Origin of the sequence: Pseudomonas sp. PDM15 (genome assembly GCF_014851565.1) — a bacterium.
In the GTDB taxonomy this organism is placed as follows: domain Bacteria; phylum Pseudomonadota; class Gammaproteobacteria; order Pseudomonadales; family Pseudomonadaceae; genus Aquipseudomonas.
Map to the genome: position 1 here is coordinate 533,484 of NZ_JACVAA010000001.1, position 15,973 is coordinate 549,456.

Below are 15,973 nucleotides of genomic sequence, written 5' to 3' on the forward strand. Positions count from 1 at the left end.
TGGTCAGTCGTTCTGCGCGAGGTCCGCGGCGGCCTGGTACACCGGCTTGCCGGCGAACCAGGTCTGCAGCACCTTGGTGTCGAACAGTTCGGCGTCGCTGACCTTGAACACGTCGCGGTCGAGCAAGATCAGGTCGGCCTGCTTGCCCGGGGCCAGCGAGCCGATGCGGTCGTCCAGGCGCAGGGTCTTGGCGGCGTTGATGGTGTAGGCGCGCAGCATGGTCTCGCGGTCGATGCTCTCGGCGGCGTTGAGCACGCCGAGCGGGCCCTTGCGGGTGCTGGCCTGGGCGATGGCGTTCCACGGGTTGGGACTGGACACCGGCCAGTCGCTGGCGCCGGCGATGGTGGCGCCGGCCTTGTGCAGCGAGCGCGCCGGGTACTGGAAGCGGTAGGCGTAGGCGCTGACATAGGGCTTGACCAGTTCCTCGGTGTAGCTCTCAGCGGTGGCCCACAGCAGCTGCATGGAGGCGATCACGCCGAGCTCCTTGAAGCGCGGGAACTCCTTGGGATTGACCAGCTGCAGGTGGCTGATGCTGTGTGGTACCGGCGCCGGGCTCTGCTGGCGGGCGTACTGCACGGCATTCAGCGACTCACGCACGGCCCGGTCGCCGACCGCATGCATGTGCACTATCCAGCCACGTTTCTCGGCGGCCGCCACCAGCGGGCCGAAACCCTTGGGATCGATCAGCAACTGACCCTGCTTGTGGCTGTTGGTGTACGGGTCGATTACCGCGGCGGTCTGCCCCGGGTACTCGAGGATACCGTCGACGAACACCTTGAGGCCGGGGAAGGTCAGGTTGGGCACGCCGGCGAACTGGCGCATCACGTCGGCCTGTACGGCGAGATCGTCCGGTTTGCTCTGCGGATGGGTCAGCAGCAGGGCGGCCACGTGCACGTTCAGCTCGCCTTTCTCGGCCAGCGCGCGGTACAGCGGTAGCACGCCGAGGTCCTTGGTGGTCGGACGCATCTCGAACAGCGACTGCTCGCCGCCGCCATTGGCCGCCGCGTCCATCCAGGCAGTGACGCCCACCTCCAGGTTGATCCGCACGGCCTCGCGGGCGGCCGTCAGCATCATCGCGTCCGAGGGCTTGGGCAGCTGGCTGCGCACCCGGTCCCAGCCGGTTTCGCTGAGGTAGCCGGTGGGCGTCAGATCCGCCTCGTGTTCGATGTAGCTGGCCTCCTTTTCGGCCAGGGTCTTGATCAGCGCGGCGTCGATGCCGACGCGGCGCAGCATGGCCTGGTTGGCCCAGCCGGTGTGGCCGTCGATGCCGTCGAGCACCAGCGGCTGCTCGGCCCAGCGGCCCTGGTTGAAGCGCTTGGCCAGTGCGCGGCTGTCTTTCCAGTAGGCCGAGCTGGCGCCGGAGATCACCACGATGTCGCCCAGGCGCGCGGTGCCGGCCGCATCCTGCTCGATGATCCACTGTTCCAGTTCGGCCAGCGGTTTGACCTCGTCGTACAGGTTGGCGCGCAGGCTGGCCAGGGCGCCCATTACCGGGTGGCTGTGGGTGTCGATCATGCCCGGCATCAGCACCTTGCCGGCCAGGTCGATGCGGCGGGTATCGGCATCGGCCAGGGCGAGAATCTGCGCATCGCTGCCCACTTCGAGGATCTTGCCGTCTTCCACCGCCACGGCCTGGGCACGTGGTTGGCCGGACTCGGCGGTGAACACCTGGCCGTTGAACAGGATAAGGTCAGCGGCGGCCATGGCTTCCATTGAGGAAAAAGCCAGTGCGCTCGCCAGTAGTGCTCTTTTCATGATGCCCTCTTGTTTTTATTGATCTGGCGGCGAGACTAGCGAAAGCGCACCGGTGGCAGAACGCTGCCGGCACGCACAAGCTTTTTGCCGAAAAGGAAAAACTCATGGACAAGCTCGGGGCCCTGTCGATGTTCGTTGCCGCGGCCGAGCAGGGCAGCTTCAGCCGCGCCGCGGAGCTGCTGGGCAAGACGCCCTCGGCTCTGACCAAGGCGGTCGGCCACCTGGAGCGCGAGCTGGGCGCGCTGCTGTTCGAGCGCAGCACCCGGCGCATCGTGCTGACCGAGGTCGGCCGTCTGTACCTGGACACCGCCCGCCAGGTACTGCAGCGCCTGCACGAGGCCGGTGAGGAGATCGACCAACTGCAGCACGGCCTGCACGGCACCCTGCGGTTGACCGCGCCACTGGCCTTCGGTCGCGCCTTCCTCGACGAGGTGTGTGCCGGCTTCCTCGCCGAGTACCCGCAACTACGCCTGCGCGTGGACCTGTGCGACGACTTCGTCGACCTGGTCGAGGCGGGTTACGACCTGGCCCTGCGCGAGGGCCCCAGCGACCTGCCCGGGCTGATCGCCCGGGTGGTCGGCAAGAACCGCATCTACCTCTGTGCCAGCCCCGACTATCTGGCGTGCAACCCGCTGCCATTGACCCCGCAGACCATGGAGCAGCACGACTGGCTGATGTACGCACACCCGGCGCTAGGTCGCGAGGGCTGGTGGGTGGAGCAGGATGGCAAGCGCATCTGTCTGCCGCACCCGCGGCGGGTGCGCCTGGAGAGCGACAACTACGACCTGCTGCTGGCCAACGCCGTGGCCGGTCTTGGCGTGCTGCACACGCCGCAGTGGAGCGTCGCTCCGTTGCTGGCGCAGGGCCGCCTGGTGCGGGTGATGGAGGAGTACCGGATCGAGCCGGACGCCTTCGGTGCCGATATTCTCGCCGTCTACCCCAGTCACCGCCGCGCCACCGGCAAGGTGCAGGCGTTCATCGATTACCTGCAGCGCTTCCTCGGCGAGCGCGGCTTCGCCTGAGTCATGCGCTGAGCGGTGGGGTCAATCGCACCGAGCGCTTGCGTCATTGAGGGGCAAGGAGGGCCGGCCTAACCTGCTTCGATACCCCCATGGAACGAGGAGCTGCGGATGAACGCCATCGATGCCTGGGCCCAGCCCGCCAATGGGCGGCTGCGCGAGAAGATGCCGGAGGTGGTGCGCCTGCTGGAGAAGTCCGGCACCGCCGAGCTACTCGACCGGGCCATGAGCATCGACGAGACCGTGGCGCACATGGACGCCGCCGGGGTCGACAAGCTGATGCTGGCCGCCTGGTGCCGGCCCGAGGGCTGGGTGTTCAGCAACGACGAAATCGCCGCATACACCCGCGCCTATCCGCAGCGTTTCGTCGGCGTGGCCACGGTGGACCTGAGCAAGCCGGTGGCCGCCGTGCGCGAGCTGGAGCGCGCGGTGCTGGAACTGGGCTGCAAGGCCCTGCGTATCGTGCCCTGGCTGTGGAAGCTGCCGCCCAACCACCGCCTGTACTACCCGCTTTACGTGAAGTGCATCGAACTGGACATTCCGTTCTGCACCCAGGTCGGCCACACCGGCCCGCTGATGCCCTCGGAAACCGGCCGCCCGGTGCCCTACCTGGACGAGGTGGCGCTGGACTTCCCCGAGCTGCGCATCGTCGGCGGGCACATCGGCCACCCCTGGACCGACGAGATGATCGGCCTGGCCTGGAAGCACGACAACGTGTTCATCGATACCTCCGCCTACCTGCCGCGCTACTACCCGCCGCAGCTGCTGCAGTTCATGCGCAGCTACGGCAGCCACAAGGTGCTGTTCGGCAGCAACTTCCCCCAGTTGCCGCTGACCCGTTGCATGCAGCAGCTGGAGGAGCTGGGTCTTAGCGCCGAAGTGCAGGCGCGATTCCTCCACGAAAATGCCCGGCGTATCTTCAAGCTCTGAACGGCCCCGCCCGCCTTTGACAAGAACAACAACAAGAGAGCCCGCATGACCGAACAACTGCCGTTACAACGTTTCCAGCACTGGCTGGACGCCAGCCCCGACCGCGTCTGGCTGCGCCAGCCGGTGGCCGGCGTCTGGCATGACTTCACCTGGCGCCAGGTCGACGACCAGGCCCGGCGCATGGCCGCAGGCCTGCTCGCCATGGGCTGCGCTCCGGGCGATCGGGTGGCGATTCTGGCGAAGAACTGCGCCGAATGGTTTATCAGCGACCTGGCCATCCAGTTGGCCGGGCTGGTCAGCGTGCCGCTGTATCCGCTGCAGTCGGCCGAAAGTGTGGCGTATGTGCTGGAGCATGCCGGATGCAAGGCGATCATCCTCGGCAAGCTCGACGAGCCGGAAAAGCTGGAGGCCGGCATCGGCGTACAGGTCAAGCGCATTGCCATGCCATACCCGACCCTGCGCGCCGACTATCAGTGGCACGAGCTGCAGGCCTATCCGCCGCTGGTGGCGGGGCATGAACAGCATGGCGACGAGTTGCTGAGCATCCTCTATACCTCCGGCACCACCGGCCAGCCCAAGGGCGTGATGCTCTCGGCGCGGGCCATGGGCTTTTCCGGGGCCAATGCCTCGGCCGAGATGGACATCGGCCCGCAGGACCAGTTCTTCTCCTACTTGCCGCTGTCACACGCGGCCGAGCGCTTCCTGGTGCAGTTCAACAGCCTGTACAGCGGCGCTGGCGTGGCCTTCGTCGAGTCGCTGGAGACCTTCGCCAGCGACCTGCGTTACATCCGCCCGACCGTGTTCTTCTCCGTGCCACGTCTGTGGACGCGCTTTCAGCAAGGCGTACTGGAGCGCATTCCGGCGGCCAGACTGGCGCTGCTGCTGCGCATCCCGCTGCTGGGGCGGCTGGTGGCGGGCAAGCTGCGCGCCGGCCTGGGGCTGGATCGCGCACGCATCCTGGTGTCCGGGGCGGCGGCCATCTCCACGGGGCTGCTGGAGTGGTACCAGCGCATCGGCCTGACCATCTGCGAGGGCTACGGCATGACCGAGCACTTCGCCTATGGCTGCTTCAACCGCCCCGGCCAGGTGCGCCTGGGTTCGGTAGGGCGGCCGATGCCGGGGCTGGAGCTGCGCCTCGACGACTCCGGGGAAATTCTCTTCCGCAGCGTGACCCTGATGCAGGGCTACTACCGTGACCCGGAGAAAACCGCGGAAACCATCCGCGACGGCTGGCTGCACACCGGCGACAAGGGTGTGCTGGATGCCGACGGCTATCTGCACATCACCGGGCGGGTCAAGGACATCTTCAAGACCAGCAAGGGCAAGTACGTGGCGCCGGCGCCGATCGAGGGCGAGATCGCCAAGAACAGCTGGGTCGAACAGGTCTGCCTGATGGGCAGCAACCTGGATCAGCCGCTGGCGCTGATCGAGCTGTCGCCGGCCGCCCGCGCCCAGCCCCGGGAGAAGGTGGCGGCCGATCTGCAGGCCACCCTGCACAGCCTCAACGCTAACTTGCAGCCCCACGAACGCCTGAGCCACCTGCTGCTGGTGCAGGACAGCTGGACCGTGGACAACGGCTGCATGACACCGACCATGAAAATCCGCCGCAACGTGCTGGAGGCCAGGTACACCGACCTGGTAGCCCGCCTGCCGGCCGAATCCTCTCTGCATTGGGAAAGCTGAACATGAAAGCCCCGCTGTCTTCACTGAAAGTCCTCGATTTCTCCACCCTGCTGCCGGGGCCGTTCGCCTCGCTGCTGCTGGCGGATATGGGCGCCGAGGTGCTGCGCATCGAGTCGCCCAGCCGCGTCGACCTGGTGCGCGTGTTGCCGCCGCACGTGGACGGCGTATCCACCAGCCATGCCTACCTCAACCGCAACAAGCGCTGTCTGGCCCTGGACCTGAAGAAGCCCGAGGCGCTGGAGGTGGTGAAGCGCCTGGTGGCCGAGTACGACATCGTGCTGGAGCAGTTCCGCCCCGGGGTGATGGACAAGCTCGGTCTCGGCTATGAGGCGTTGAAGGCGCTCAACCCGCGGCTGATCTATGTGTCCATCACCGGCTACGGCCAGACCGGGCCGTACAGGGACCGCGCCGGCCATGACCTCAATTATCTGGCCCTGAGCGGACTTTCCAGCTACACCGGCCGCCGCGACAGCGGGCCGTTGCCGCTCGGCGTGCAGGTGGCGGACATTGCTGGCGGCTCGCTGCACGGAGTGATCGGCCTGCTCGCGGCGGTGATCGCCCGGCAGAGCACGGGGCAGGGCCAGCACGTGGACATCAGCATGACCGACTGTGCCTTCAGCCTGCACGCCATGGCTGGCGCCGGTTACCTGGCCGGCAACGTCGAGCCGGACATGCAAAACCAGGTGCTCAACGGCGGCAGCTTCTACGACTACTACCGCACCCGCGACGGCCGCTGGCTGTCGGTGGGCAGCCTGGAGCCGCAGTTCATGCAGCAGTTCTGCGCCGCCCTCGGTCGCCCGGAGTTGGCGGCAATGGGCCTGTCGCCCAGGGATCAGGAGAAGCTCAAGAGCGAGATCGCCGCCGAGGTGGAGAAGCACGACCTGGTCGAGTGGCAACAGCGCTTCGCCGAGGTGGACGCCTGCGTGGAGCCAGTGCTGAAGCTCTCCGAGGCGGTCGAGCACCCGCAGCTCAAAGCCCGCGGCGTGGTCACCGAAGTGCCGCGCGAGGGCAAGGCCGCACAACGGCAGATCGCCTGCCCGATCCGTTTCTCCGAGGGTCTGGAGCTTCCACGGCATATCGGCGCACCGGTCGGCGCGCACAACGACGAGGTGCTGCGCGAGCTGGGTTATGACGAGGGAGAAATTGCCGCGCTGAAGGCAAGCAAGGCTCTCGGGTAGCAATCCCGGGACGGGCTGCTGGCTTCCCGGATTGCATCCGGGCTACGGGCTATTCGACGCGCTGCTCGCCGCTAAACACCAGAGTCGCCCGACAACGCCGGCAGAAATAGCGACGGCCCTTGCTGACCAGCCCGTGGCGCTGGCTGGAGAAGGGGAACTCGCCGTCCGGGCATTGGCACAGGTAGAGGTAGCGGGTGACCTTGCGCCGGCCGATGTCGTAGTTGTGGCAGCGCTCCGGCGGCAGCTCATAGACGCCGCGCATGATCAGCTGCCATTCCTCGCCATGGGGCTGGATGCTCGGGCCGAACAACTGGTGCGCCACCAGGTGCGCTACCTCATGGGCCACCGTCTGCTTGAGGAAGTGCTCGCGGTTCTCCGCGTACAGCTTGGGATTGAAGCGCAGCAGGTTCTCGTGCAGGTGCGCCACGCCGGCCTTCTGCCCGCGCAGCTTGAAGCTGATCTCGGGGCGGGCGAACGGGCGCTTGAAGAAGTCTTCGGCCTGCTGGTAGCAGGATTCGACGCGGGCGTGGATCAATTCGGGCATGCGGCAATTATGCCGCATCGCCCGGCATGGCCAAACCGACCGCTGGTCGCGTCAGTCGTTGCTGTGTTGTTGCTCCTGCACGGTCGGCCTTTCCTCGCGGGTCGGATAGCCCTGTTCCGGCGTGGTGCGCTCGTACACCGGGTGCATATAGAAGTGCCAGTGCAGGATGGCCGACACCAGCAGCGTCACCACCGACAGCACCGCCACCGCCCATACCGAGCCGGCGTAGACCATGCCCTGTTGCTGGCGGATGCGCATGAAGGTGGGCAGGCCGACGAACAGCAGGAAGGTCGAGTAGGCACAGGCCAGGCCCAGCGCGATCACAGCCAGCCAGCGGCTCGGGTAGACCGCCGCCAGGCCAGCGAGGAAGAACGGCGTGGCGGTATAGGCGGCGAAGCCGATGCACTGGTTCAGCGACGGCCGGGTGTCGAAGGTACGCGACATCCAGCGGATGAAACCGCCCATGATCAGGGTGCCGAACAGCGCGGTGAAATAGACGTTGAGCGACAGCAGCAGGGCGCTGCGCTCGTCCAGGAATACCCGCTCGTCCTCGGCCAGGCTCCAGCCGATCTCGGTGGTACCGATGTACAAGCTCACGGCGGGAATCAGAGCGAGCAGCAGCAGGTGGCCAAGGTAGTGGGCGGGGTGCTGTTCCTCTTCCTGCCGGATCTCGTGCCAGGCGGCGTCCGGGTGGGTGAACAGGTTCAGGAAGTGCGGAGTCATGGGCGACGTTCCTCTGCAGGCCGGCTTACAGCCTTAGAGCCCACACGGTGCCGTCGGGGTTCAACTTTCTTGAGGCAAAACAAAAGGCCGTCCGTGGGCGGCCTCATGGTCGGGCGTTATATCAGTTGGTGTAGACGGGGCCCACGCCGAAGCCCCAGAGGATCACCGAGCAGGCGATCATCGCCACCAGCACCACCAGGCCCACGGCCAGCACCGAGCTGGAGAACATGAAGCCTTCGTCCTGGGGGATACCCATGAAGGTGGGGATGCCGGCATACAGCAGGTACACCGTGTAGCAGACCGCCACCGTGCCGATCAGCATGCCCAGCCACAGGCTCGGGTACAGCGCGGCGACGCCACCGATGAACAACGGAGTCGCGGTGTAGGCGGCGAACACGATGCACTGGGTGAGGGTGGGATTGGAGTCGTAGGTGCGTGCCATCCAGTGGATGAAGGCGCCCATCACGGCAACGCCGGCGAGCATCGCCAGATAGGACATGATGGTCATCTGCAACGCGCTGTTCGCGGTGAGTTTGACCGCTTCGCCATCGCCGATGCGCCAGCCTACCTCGGTGGTGCCGAAATAGGCGCAGAGAGCGGGTATGGCAGCGAGAATCAGGACGTGGGTCAGGTACATGTGGCTGATGGATTCCTCCTCGCCACGGATTTCCTGCCACTCTTGGTCGGGATGGGTGAAGAGCCCCCAAACATGGTGGATCATGCAGACACCTCCTCTTGTTATTGTTCGATCGCCCCGGAGCGTAGCGCCCGGCGCGCGTGCTCAGCGGCGCCGGGTGCCGGCCGAATCACTGCGACCGTATGCCGCAGTATAGGAGAAGGCCGCAGCCCGCATGAACCGTGGCTTTAGAGCGAATCGCTCTCTTAGAGTCAGCCGTAATAGCGCTGCAGTATTTCCATCGCCAGATTGATCGACTGCAAACGGCTGGTGCTGCCACCGCGATCAGGGTGATGGATGCTCACCAGTTGCCGGTAGCGCTGCTTGATAGTGGCGAGATTGAGCGGCTGATCGCCATTCAGCTCGAACAGCTCCAATGCCGCGCGCTTCTCGTCGCCACCCTGCATGCGCGTCCAGAAGCTGGAAAGCAGCTTCTCCACGTCGTCCTCGGTGGTGTCGCGCAAATGTTGCAGATTGAGATAGTAGTCACGCAGCGGGTCGTGTTCGGCCAGCGCGTCGGGGCCCGCTCGCCAGGGTTGCAGCTGCACGCACAGCGGGCTGATCTCCAGGTGTGCGCTCTGCGCCTGCCACAAGCGGTCCCGCAGCAGGTACAGGGCGTTGAACAGCAGGAAGTGGGTGCGGTACAGCACCAGCTTGTCGGCCAGGCCGAGATTGGGGATATGCGTGGAGTGTCGAGCCTTGAGCTGCTGGATCAGGTGGAACTCGCTGATGCCGGCGGGCGCTTCGCGGAGCAGGGCATGCAGCTGGTCGGGCAGATCAAGGGCGGGATCGAGGTCGTTCATCCGATCAGCCTAACACGGGCTGCCTAGCGCCGGCTTTGTGCGTAAAATGGCCAGCTTTTCGCCTTCACCCGGATTCCCGAGCACCATGTCCAGCAGCCTTTCGGTCAACCAGAACAAACTGCAGAAACGCCTGCGCCGCCTGACCGGCGAAGCCATCGCCGACTTCAACATGATCGAGGATGGTGACAAGGTGATGGTCTGCCTGTCCGGCGGCAAGGACAGCTACACCATGCTCGACATCCTGCTGTACCTGCAGAAGGTGGCGCCGATCAAGTTCGAGATCGTCGCGGTGAACATGGACCAGAAGCAGCCCGGCTTCCCCGAGCACGTGCTGCCGGCCTACCTGGAATCCATTGGCGTGCCGTACCACATCATCGAGAAGGACACCTACTCGGTGGTGAAGGAGAAGATCCCGGAGGGCAAGACCACCTGCTCGCTGTGCTCGCGCCTGCGCCGCGGCACCCTGTACACCTACGCCGACGAGATCGGTGCGACCAAGATGGCCCTCGGTCACCACCGCGACGACATCCTCGAGACCTTCTTCCTCAACATGTTCTACGGCGGCACGCTGAAGGCCATGCCGCCCAAGCTGCTGTCCGACGACGGCCGCAACGTGGTGATCCGCCCGCTGGCCTACTGCAACGAGAAGGACATCGAGGCCTACTCGGTGATGAAGGAGTTCCCGATCATCCCGTGCAACCTGTGCGGCTCCCAGGAGAACCTGCAGCGCCAGGTGGTCAAGGAGATGCTGGTGGAATGGGAGCGCAAGAGCCCGGGCCGCACCGAGATCATGTTCCGCGCCCTGCAGAACGTGGTGCCGTCGCAGCTGGCTGACCGCGAGCTGTTCGACTTCCAGAGCCTGAAGATCGATGACAGCGCCACGCCACGCTTCCTCGATGTGATGAACCTGTGATTCCCGACCGGCCGCCCAGAGCGGCCGGTTCTCTATCTAGCCACGCATGATCAGCTCGGGCACCGCGAGCTCCTCGACGAAGCGCTCCTGCACCAGGCGCCTCACCTCGGCCGCATCGCGTATGCGGTACCACTCGCCACTCGGGTAGACGCTCAGGGTCGGCCCCTGGTCGCAGGGGAACTGGCACTGGGTACGGGTTATATGTACGCCGTTTTCGGTCTCCAGGCGGCCGACTGCCTTCAGCTCCTCGCGCAACAGCTTCCACAAGGGCAGGGCGCCACGCCGGGTGCAGCGCGGGCCGTTGCACAGCAGCACGCGATAGCGGTGCGGCGGGATGCACGACCAGGAGTGAGATTCCGGTAGTTGCGGCACCTCCACGCAGCCCAGATGTTTTTCCGGTTGCTGGATCAGATCGGCCAGGGCCGTCACATCCTCGGCATTGCCGGCACAGACGAACAGCCGGTCGGCGCGTTCGCCGGCCAGTGCCTGCAGTTCGCCGCGCAGCCAGTCCAGCTGCGGGCTGCCGCCGAGCGGGTCGAGATCGACGAGCAACAGCGGCAACTCTTCACCGTGCAGGCACTCGCGCACCTGCTCCCAGAGCTGGTCATAGCCAGCGTCGGTATCGAACAGATCGCCCAGCACGGCGGTGCCGAACTGCTCGGCGAACTGGCGGCGGGTCAGCTCGGCGAAGCTGCCGTGGTTCAAGTCGGGGCCGGCGAACAGCACGCGGGCGTAGGTTTCGGTCTTCATCAGGTTTCTCGGAGCAGCGGCTGCAACGCCTGCCACAGGGTTTCGGGATCGGCGAAGCTGCGCTCCACTTCGGGCAGTTGCGGGCGTTGCAGGATCAGCACCGGCAGGTCGCGCTCGCGGGCGACCTGCAGCTTGGCCTCGGTGGCATTGCCGCCACTGTTCTTGCTCACCAGCACATCGAAGCCCTCCGCGGCGAACAGCGCGCGTTCGTCTTCAAGGGTGAAGGGGCCGCGCGCGGCGATGCAGCGGGCGCGTGGGTGTTCGGGCTGGGCATCGAGCAGGCGCAGGGTCCAGTGCTGGTGCGCGGGAATCTCGTCGAGGTGCGCCAGCGGTTCGCGGCCGAGGGTGAAGAAGGGCTTGCGGAAGGGCTCCAGCGCCTGGACCAGTGCGGCCCAGTCCACCACCTCGCGCCAGTCGTCGCCGGGCTGCGGCTGCCAGCCCGGTCGACGCAGCGCCCAGCAGGGCACGCTTGTCAGGCGCGCGGCCGTGGCGGCATTGGCGCTGATCTGCGCGGCATAGGGATGGGTGACGTCCAGCAGCAGGTCGAAGCCCTTGGCGCTGATAAAGTCGGCCAGGCCCTCGGCACCGCCGAAGCCACCAACGCGCACCTGGCAGTTCAGGTCCTCCGGCACCTTGCCCAGCCCGGCCAGGCTGTACAGGTGCTCGGGGCCCAGGCGACGGGCCAGGCGAAGTGCGTCGCCGACACCGCCGAGCAGCAGCACGCGGGTCACGGCTTGTGCACTTGCAGCAGGGTGATCGGCAGGGCGCTGCGCCAGGTGTCGAATTCGCCCAGCGGCTGGGCCTGGGCGATGGCGATACGGGTCAGCTCGCCGCCGTGCTGTTCGCGGAAGCTCACCAGCATGGCCTCGCTCTGCAGGGTCACAGCGTTGGCGATCAGCCGCCCGCCGGGCTTGAGCGCCTGCCAGCACAGCTCCAGCACGCCGGGTACGGTGACGCCGCCACCGATAAAGATGGCGTCGGGAAAGTCGAGGCCGGCCAGTGCCTCCGGTGCCTCGCCGGCCACCAGCTGCAGCTGCGGCACGCCGAGGGCGTCGCGGTTGTGCGCGATCAGTTGCTGGCGACCTTCGTTAGCCTCGATGGCGATGGCGCGACAGCGCGGATGGCTACGCAGCCACTCGATGCCGATCGAACCGCAGCCGGCGCCGACATCCCACAGCAGCTCGCCGGGGCGTGGCGCCAGGCGGGCAAGGGTGATGGCGCGCACGTCGCGCTTGGTCAGCTGGCCGTCGTGCTGGTAGGCGTCGTCGGGCAGGCCGATGGTCAGCGGTAGCGGCTGCATGCCGGTATCGGCCTGGCATTCCACGGCCAGCAGATTGAGCGCGGCGACTGCTTCCACACTCCAGCTCGCGGCCAGGCCATCAATGCGTCGCTCCAGCGGGCCGCCCAGGTGTTCCAGCACGCTCAGACGGCTGGCGCCGAAGCCACGCTCGCGCAACAGGGCGGCGATGGCGGCGGGGCTATCGCCGTCGTTGCACAGGATCAGCAGGCGCTGGCCGTCATGCAGATGGCGGGCGACGGCGGGCAGAGGACGCGCCACCACCGACAGCAGGGTCACGTCCTGCAGCGGCCAGCCCAGGCGGGCGGCGGCCAGGGAATAGGAGGAGGGCCCCGGCAGCACCCGCATCTCGCCTTGATCTACCTGACGCGCCAGGCTGGCGCCAACGCCGAAGAGCATGGGGTCGCCGCTGGCCAGCACGCAGGTCGGCGTGCCGCGTCGTTGCAGCACCGGCTCCAGGCTGAAGGGGCTCGGCCAGGCTTCGCGCGGGGCGCGGATGCACGGTGGCAGCAGGTCGAGCTGGCGCGGCGCACCGACGATGCACTCGGCTGCCAGCAGCGCGCGGCGCGCCGCCTTGCCCAGGCCTGCATAACCGTCTTCGCCGATGCCCACTACCGTCAGCCAGGCCGTCATCTGTGCCTCCTCGATGCCTTGCGGGCGACGCGCGGGCTTGGCCCGGTGCCGCGAAAAGCGGGCATAATAGCGCCTTCGTCGGTGCCCGACCCGCTTTGCGGGAAACGCTCGGGCCTAAGAGGGAACACGGTACAAGCCGTGGCTGCCCCCGCAACTGTAAGCAGCGAGTCGCTTCACACACATGCCACTGAGCAATCGGGAAGGCCGTGCAGCGATGAGGACCTGTCAGCCAGGAGACCTGCCGACGACGCAGTCGCGAGTGCCAACATCGGGCGGGGTGTACCGATGCCAAGAAATCCCTGTGTGGATTTCACTGGTTCGGTCGCCGCGTCGTTCGTTGTCGGTGACCGTTTGAAACCCTATCCCTCTATTGCCGCTGCGCATGTTCCCCGGCCGTCCGCCTGCCCGGGGCTGTGGCGCGTCGTGCCGGCGAAAGATGGCGGCATCTGCCGGGTCAAGCTGCCTGGCGGCCTGCTCACCAGCGCTCAGGCCCGCGCTATGGTCGCGGCCTCGCGAGCCCATGCCAGTGGCGTGCTGGAGCTGACCAACCGCAGCAACCTGCAGATTCGCGGCGTGCGCGAGGAGTGCCAGGGCGCGCTGATACAGCAACTGCTCGACGCCGGCCTCGGCCCGCGCCATGCCAATGCCGACGATGTGCGCAATGTGCTGATCAGCCCGGCGGCTGGTCGTGATCCTGCCGCTTATCTCGATACCCGCCCGCTGGCCGAACAACTACTGGCACTGCTGCAGGATGTACCGGAGTTCCGCGACCTGTCGCCCAAGTTCGCCATCCAGCTGGACGGCGGCGAAGCACTGGCGATGCTCGACCATCCGCACGATGTCTGGCTCAGCGCGGTGCCTGGCGGCAACAAGCTGGCCTTCGGCCTGGCCGGTTGCCCGCGCGGTGATGCGCTGGGCGTGGTCGAGGCGGATCAGGCAGTACCTTTGGTAGAAGCGCTGTTGCACCTGTTCCTCGAACTGGCCGGCGAGCATTCGCGCATGCGCCAGCTGTTGGCCGAGCTACCGGCGCAAGCTTTCCTCGCCCGCCTGCCATTCGACTTCCAACCTGCGACGCCTAGCATCGCCAGCCCAGCGCTGGAAGGCGCGCCTCTGGGGGCGCATGCCCAGGCCCAGCCGGGGCGGGTGATGCTGCTGGCCGGTGCGCCGCTCGGGCGGTTGCACGCCGAGCAACTGCAGGCCCTGGCCGATCTGGCAGATGCCGAGGGTAGCGGCGAGCTGCGCCTTACGCCCTGGCAGGGCGTGCTGCTGCCGGATGTCGCCACTGATCGCCAGTCCATCTTGATGCAGGCCATGAGCGACATCGGTCTGCTGCTGGACGCCCGTGCGCCGCTGGCCCGCATGCTCGCCTGCAGCGGCGCCACCGGCTGCGCCAAGGCGGCGGCGGACACCAAGGCCGATGCCCTGCGCCTGGCCACGCACCTGGGCCCGCACGGCCCGGCGCAGGTGCACCTGTGCGGCTGCCCGCGCAGCTGCGCCGCCGCCCATGTCTCGCCCTACACGCTGCTGGCCCAGCCCGGCGGCCATTACGACCTCTATCGCCGCGAGCAGGGCCAGGCCGGATTCGGCCGCCTGCTGGCGACGTCCCTCGATATCGACCAAGCCGGCGAGCAGCTCGCCGCAGGAAATTCCGAATGATCGATTACATCCGCGATGGTCAGGAGATCTATCGCCAGTCCTTCGCCACCATCCGCGCCGAGGCCGACCTCGGCGCCATCCCGGCCGACCTGGAAAAACTCGCCGTACGCCTGATCCACGCCTGCGGCATGGTCGACGTGGTGCAGGACCTGCGCTTCTCGCCCGGCGCGGGCACCGCCGGCCGCGCGGCACTGGCCAAGGGCGCACCGATCCTCTGCGATGCGCGCATGGTCGCCGAGGGCATCACCCGCGCGCGCCTGCCTGCCAACAACCCGGTGATCTGCACCCTGAACGAGGCGGATGTGCCGCAGCTGGCCCGTGACCTCGGCAACACCCGCTCGGCAGCGGCGCTGGAGCACTGGCGCGAGCACCTGGAAGGCAGCGTGGTGGTGATCGGCAACGCGCCCACCGCGCTGTTCTACCTGCTGGAAATGCTCGACGCCGGCGCGCCGAAGCCGGCGCTGATCCTCGGCATGCCGGTGGGCTTTATCGGCGCCGCCGAATCCAAGGACATGCTCGCCGCCGACAGCCGCGGCGTGCCCTACGTCATCGTGCGCGGCCGTCGTGGCGGCAGCGCCATGGCCGCCGCCGCCGTCAACGCCCTGGCCACGGAGGTGGAGTGATGAAGGGCCGTCTGCTCGGCCTCGGCGTCGGCCCCGGCGATCCGGAGCTGATCACCCTCAAGGCCCTGCGCCTGCTGCAGTCCGCGCCGGTGGTGGGCTACTTCGTGGCCAAGGCCAAGGCGAATAAAGGTCAGGGCGGCAACGCCTTCGGCATCATCGAACAGCACCTGACCGAGGCGCAGCGCCGCCTGCCGCTGGTGTACCCGGTGACCACCGAGAAGCTGGAGCCGCCGCTGACCTACGAGGATGTGATCGCCGACTTCTACGACACCTGCGCCGTGCAGATTGCCGCCGAGCTGGATGCCGGCCGCGATGTGGCGGTGATCTGCGAGGGCGACCCTTTCTTCTACGGCTCCTACATGTACCTGCACGACCGCCTCGCCGCGCAGTATGAGGCTGAGGTGGTGCCCGGCGTGTGCTCCATGCTCGGCTGCGCCTCGGTGCTGGGCACGCCGCTGGTGTATCGCAACCAGAGCCTGAGCGTGCTCTCCGGCGTACTGCCGGAAGAGGAACTGGAGCAGCGCCTGCGCAGCGCCGAGGCTGCCGTGGTGATGAAGCTGGGTCGCAACTTCGACAAGGTGCGCCGCGTGCTGCAACGCCTCGGCCTGGCCGAACGCGCGCACTACGTGGAGCGCGCGACCATGGACAACCAGCACATAGTGCCGCTGGACGAGGTCGACCCGCTGGCCTCGCCGTACTTCTCCATGATCCTGGTGCCGGGGGAGAAGTGGCGTGGCTGACTCGATCTTGGTGGGAGCGGCCTTGGCCGCGATTGCTTGCCGTACTCCGT

At 67.0% G+C, this 15,973-nt stretch carries 16 protein-coding genes and 1 riboswitch; of the genes, 8 read left to right on the forward strand and 8 right to left on the reverse strand.

The features are described 5' to 3' along the window. Positions 1–3: 3 nt before the first annotated feature. A complete protein-coding gene (locus tag IB232_RS02600) occupies positions 4–1,755 on the reverse strand; it encodes an amidohydrolase (RefSeq protein WP_192397002.1) in 1,752 nt (583 codons plus the stop codon). Positions 1,756–1,859: 104 nt separating this feature from the next. On the opposite strand from IB232_RS02600, the gene IB232_RS02605 reads away from it, so the two are divergent. From IB232_RS02605 to IB232_RS02620, 4 genes are all read left to right on the forward strand, one after another. Beyond that, positions 1,860–2,777: a LysR family transcriptional regulator gene (locus IB232_RS02605; RefSeq protein ID WP_192397003.1), complete on the forward strand. Its 918-nt coding sequence runs from the start codon at positions 1,860–1,862 to the stop codon at positions 2,775–2,777. A 108-nt stretch (positions 2,778–2,885) separates the two neighbouring features. After that, positions 2,886–3,704: an amidohydrolase family protein gene (locus IB232_RS02610; protein ID WP_192397004.1), complete on the forward strand. Its 819-nt coding sequence runs from the start codon at positions 2,886–2,888 to the stop codon at positions 3,702–3,704. A gap of 45 nt (positions 3,705–3,749) precedes the next feature. Beyond that, positions 3,750–5,387: an AMP-binding protein gene (locus IB232_RS02615; RefSeq protein WP_192397005.1), complete on the forward strand. Its 1,638-nt coding sequence runs from the start codon at positions 3,750–3,752 to the stop codon at positions 5,385–5,387. A gap of 2 nt (positions 5,388–5,389) precedes the next feature. Beyond that, a complete protein-coding gene (locus IB232_RS02620) occupies positions 5,390–6,565 on the forward strand; it encodes a CaiB/BaiF CoA transferase family protein (RefSeq protein WP_192397006.1) in 1,176 nt (391 codons plus the stop codon). A 49-nt stretch (positions 6,566–6,614) separates the two neighbouring features. Here IB232_RS02620 and IB232_RS02625 read toward each other — a convergent pair whose 3' ends face one another. The 4 genes from IB232_RS02625 to IB232_RS02640 all read right to left on the reverse strand — a co-directional run bounded on the left by IB232_RS02625 (position 6,615) and on the right by IB232_RS02640 (position 9,311). Further along, a complete protein-coding gene (locus IB232_RS02625; protein WP_192397007.1) occupies positions 6,615–7,127 on the reverse strand; it encodes a SprT family zinc-dependent metalloprotease in 513 nt (170 codons plus the stop codon). Positions 7,128–7,160: 33 nt separating this feature from the next. Continuing rightward, positions 7,161–7,832, reverse strand: coding sequence for a Yip1 family protein (locus IB232_RS02630; protein WP_192397008.1), 672 nt, complete (start codon positions 7,830–7,832; stop codon positions 7,161–7,163). Positions 7,833–7,953: 121 nt separating this feature from the next. Beyond that, positions 7,954–8,553 carry a Yip1 family protein gene (locus IB232_RS02635; protein ID WP_192397009.1) on the reverse strand — a complete coding sequence of 200 codons (600 nt, stop codon included), beginning with the start codon at positions 8,551–8,553 and terminating at the stop codon, positions 7,954–7,956. 167 nt (positions 8,554–8,720) lie between these two features. Continuing rightward, positions 8,721–9,311: a DNA-J related domain-containing protein gene (locus tag IB232_RS02640; RefSeq protein WP_192397010.1), complete on the reverse strand. Its 591-nt coding sequence runs from the start codon at positions 9,309–9,311 to the stop codon at positions 8,721–8,723. 85 nt (positions 9,312–9,396) lie between these two features. Between IB232_RS02640 and ttcA the strand changes: the two genes are divergently transcribed. Then, the gene (gene ttcA, locus IB232_RS02645; protein ID WP_192397011.1) at positions 9,397–10,224 is read left to right on the forward strand and encodes a tRNA 2-thiocytidine(32) synthetase TtcA; all 828 of its coding nucleotides are present in this window, start codon (positions 9,397–9,399) and stop codon (positions 10,222–10,224) included. Positions 10,225–10,260: 36 nt separating this feature from the next. Here the strand turns inward: ttcA and IB232_RS02650 are convergent, their stop codons facing one another. From IB232_RS02650 to cbiE, 3 genes are read right to left on the reverse strand one after another with little or no spacing between them, the layout of a single operon-like run. Beyond that, positions 10,261–10,974: a (2Fe-2S) ferredoxin domain-containing protein gene (locus IB232_RS02650; protein WP_192397012.1), complete on the reverse strand. Its 714-nt coding sequence runs from the start codon at positions 10,972–10,974 to the stop codon at positions 10,261–10,263. Continuing rightward, positions 10,974–11,705, reverse strand: coding sequence for a cobalt-precorrin-6A reductase (locus tag IB232_RS02655; protein ID WP_192397013.1), 732 nt, complete (start codon positions 11,703–11,705; stop codon positions 10,974–10,976). Before IB232_RS02655 ends, IB232_RS02650 begins: the two co-directional genes overlap by 1 nt. Then, positions 11,702–12,904 (reverse strand): precorrin-6y C5,15-methyltransferase (decarboxylating) subunit CbiE, encoded by a 1,203-nt coding sequence (gene cbiE, locus IB232_RS02660; RefSeq protein WP_192397014.1) that lies wholly within the window; start codon positions 12,902–12,904, stop codon positions 11,702–11,704. The genes IB232_RS02655 and cbiE overlap by 4 nt, the downstream gene beginning before the upstream one ends. A 62-nt stretch (positions 12,905–12,966) precedes the next feature. Beyond that, a riboswitch (cobalamin riboswitch) is annotated at positions 12,967–13,165 on the forward strand. A 162-nt stretch (positions 13,166–13,327) separates the two neighbouring features. On the opposite strand from cbiE, the gene cobG reads away from it, so the two are divergent. The 3 genes from cobG to IB232_RS02675 are packed head-to-tail and all read left to right on the forward strand — an operon-like array spanning position 13,328 to position 15,923. Next, positions 13,328–14,560, forward strand: a complete 1,233-nt coding sequence (gene cobG / locus IB232_RS02665) for a precorrin-3B synthase (protein ID WP_318652221.1) — start codon at positions 13,328–13,330, stop codon at positions 14,558–14,560. After that, positions 14,557–15,183 (forward strand): precorrin-8X methylmutase, encoded by a 627-nt coding sequence (locus IB232_RS02670; protein WP_192397016.1) that lies wholly within the window; start codon positions 14,557–14,559, stop codon positions 15,181–15,183. The genes cobG and IB232_RS02670 overlap by 4 nt, the downstream gene beginning before the upstream one ends. Further along, entirely contained in the window at positions 15,183–15,923 is a 741-nt protein-coding gene (locus tag IB232_RS02675; protein WP_192397017.1) for a precorrin-2 C(20)-methyltransferase, read from the forward strand. The genes IB232_RS02670 and IB232_RS02675 overlap by 1 nt, the downstream gene beginning before the upstream one ends. Positions 15,924–15,973: the final 50 nt, after the last annotated feature.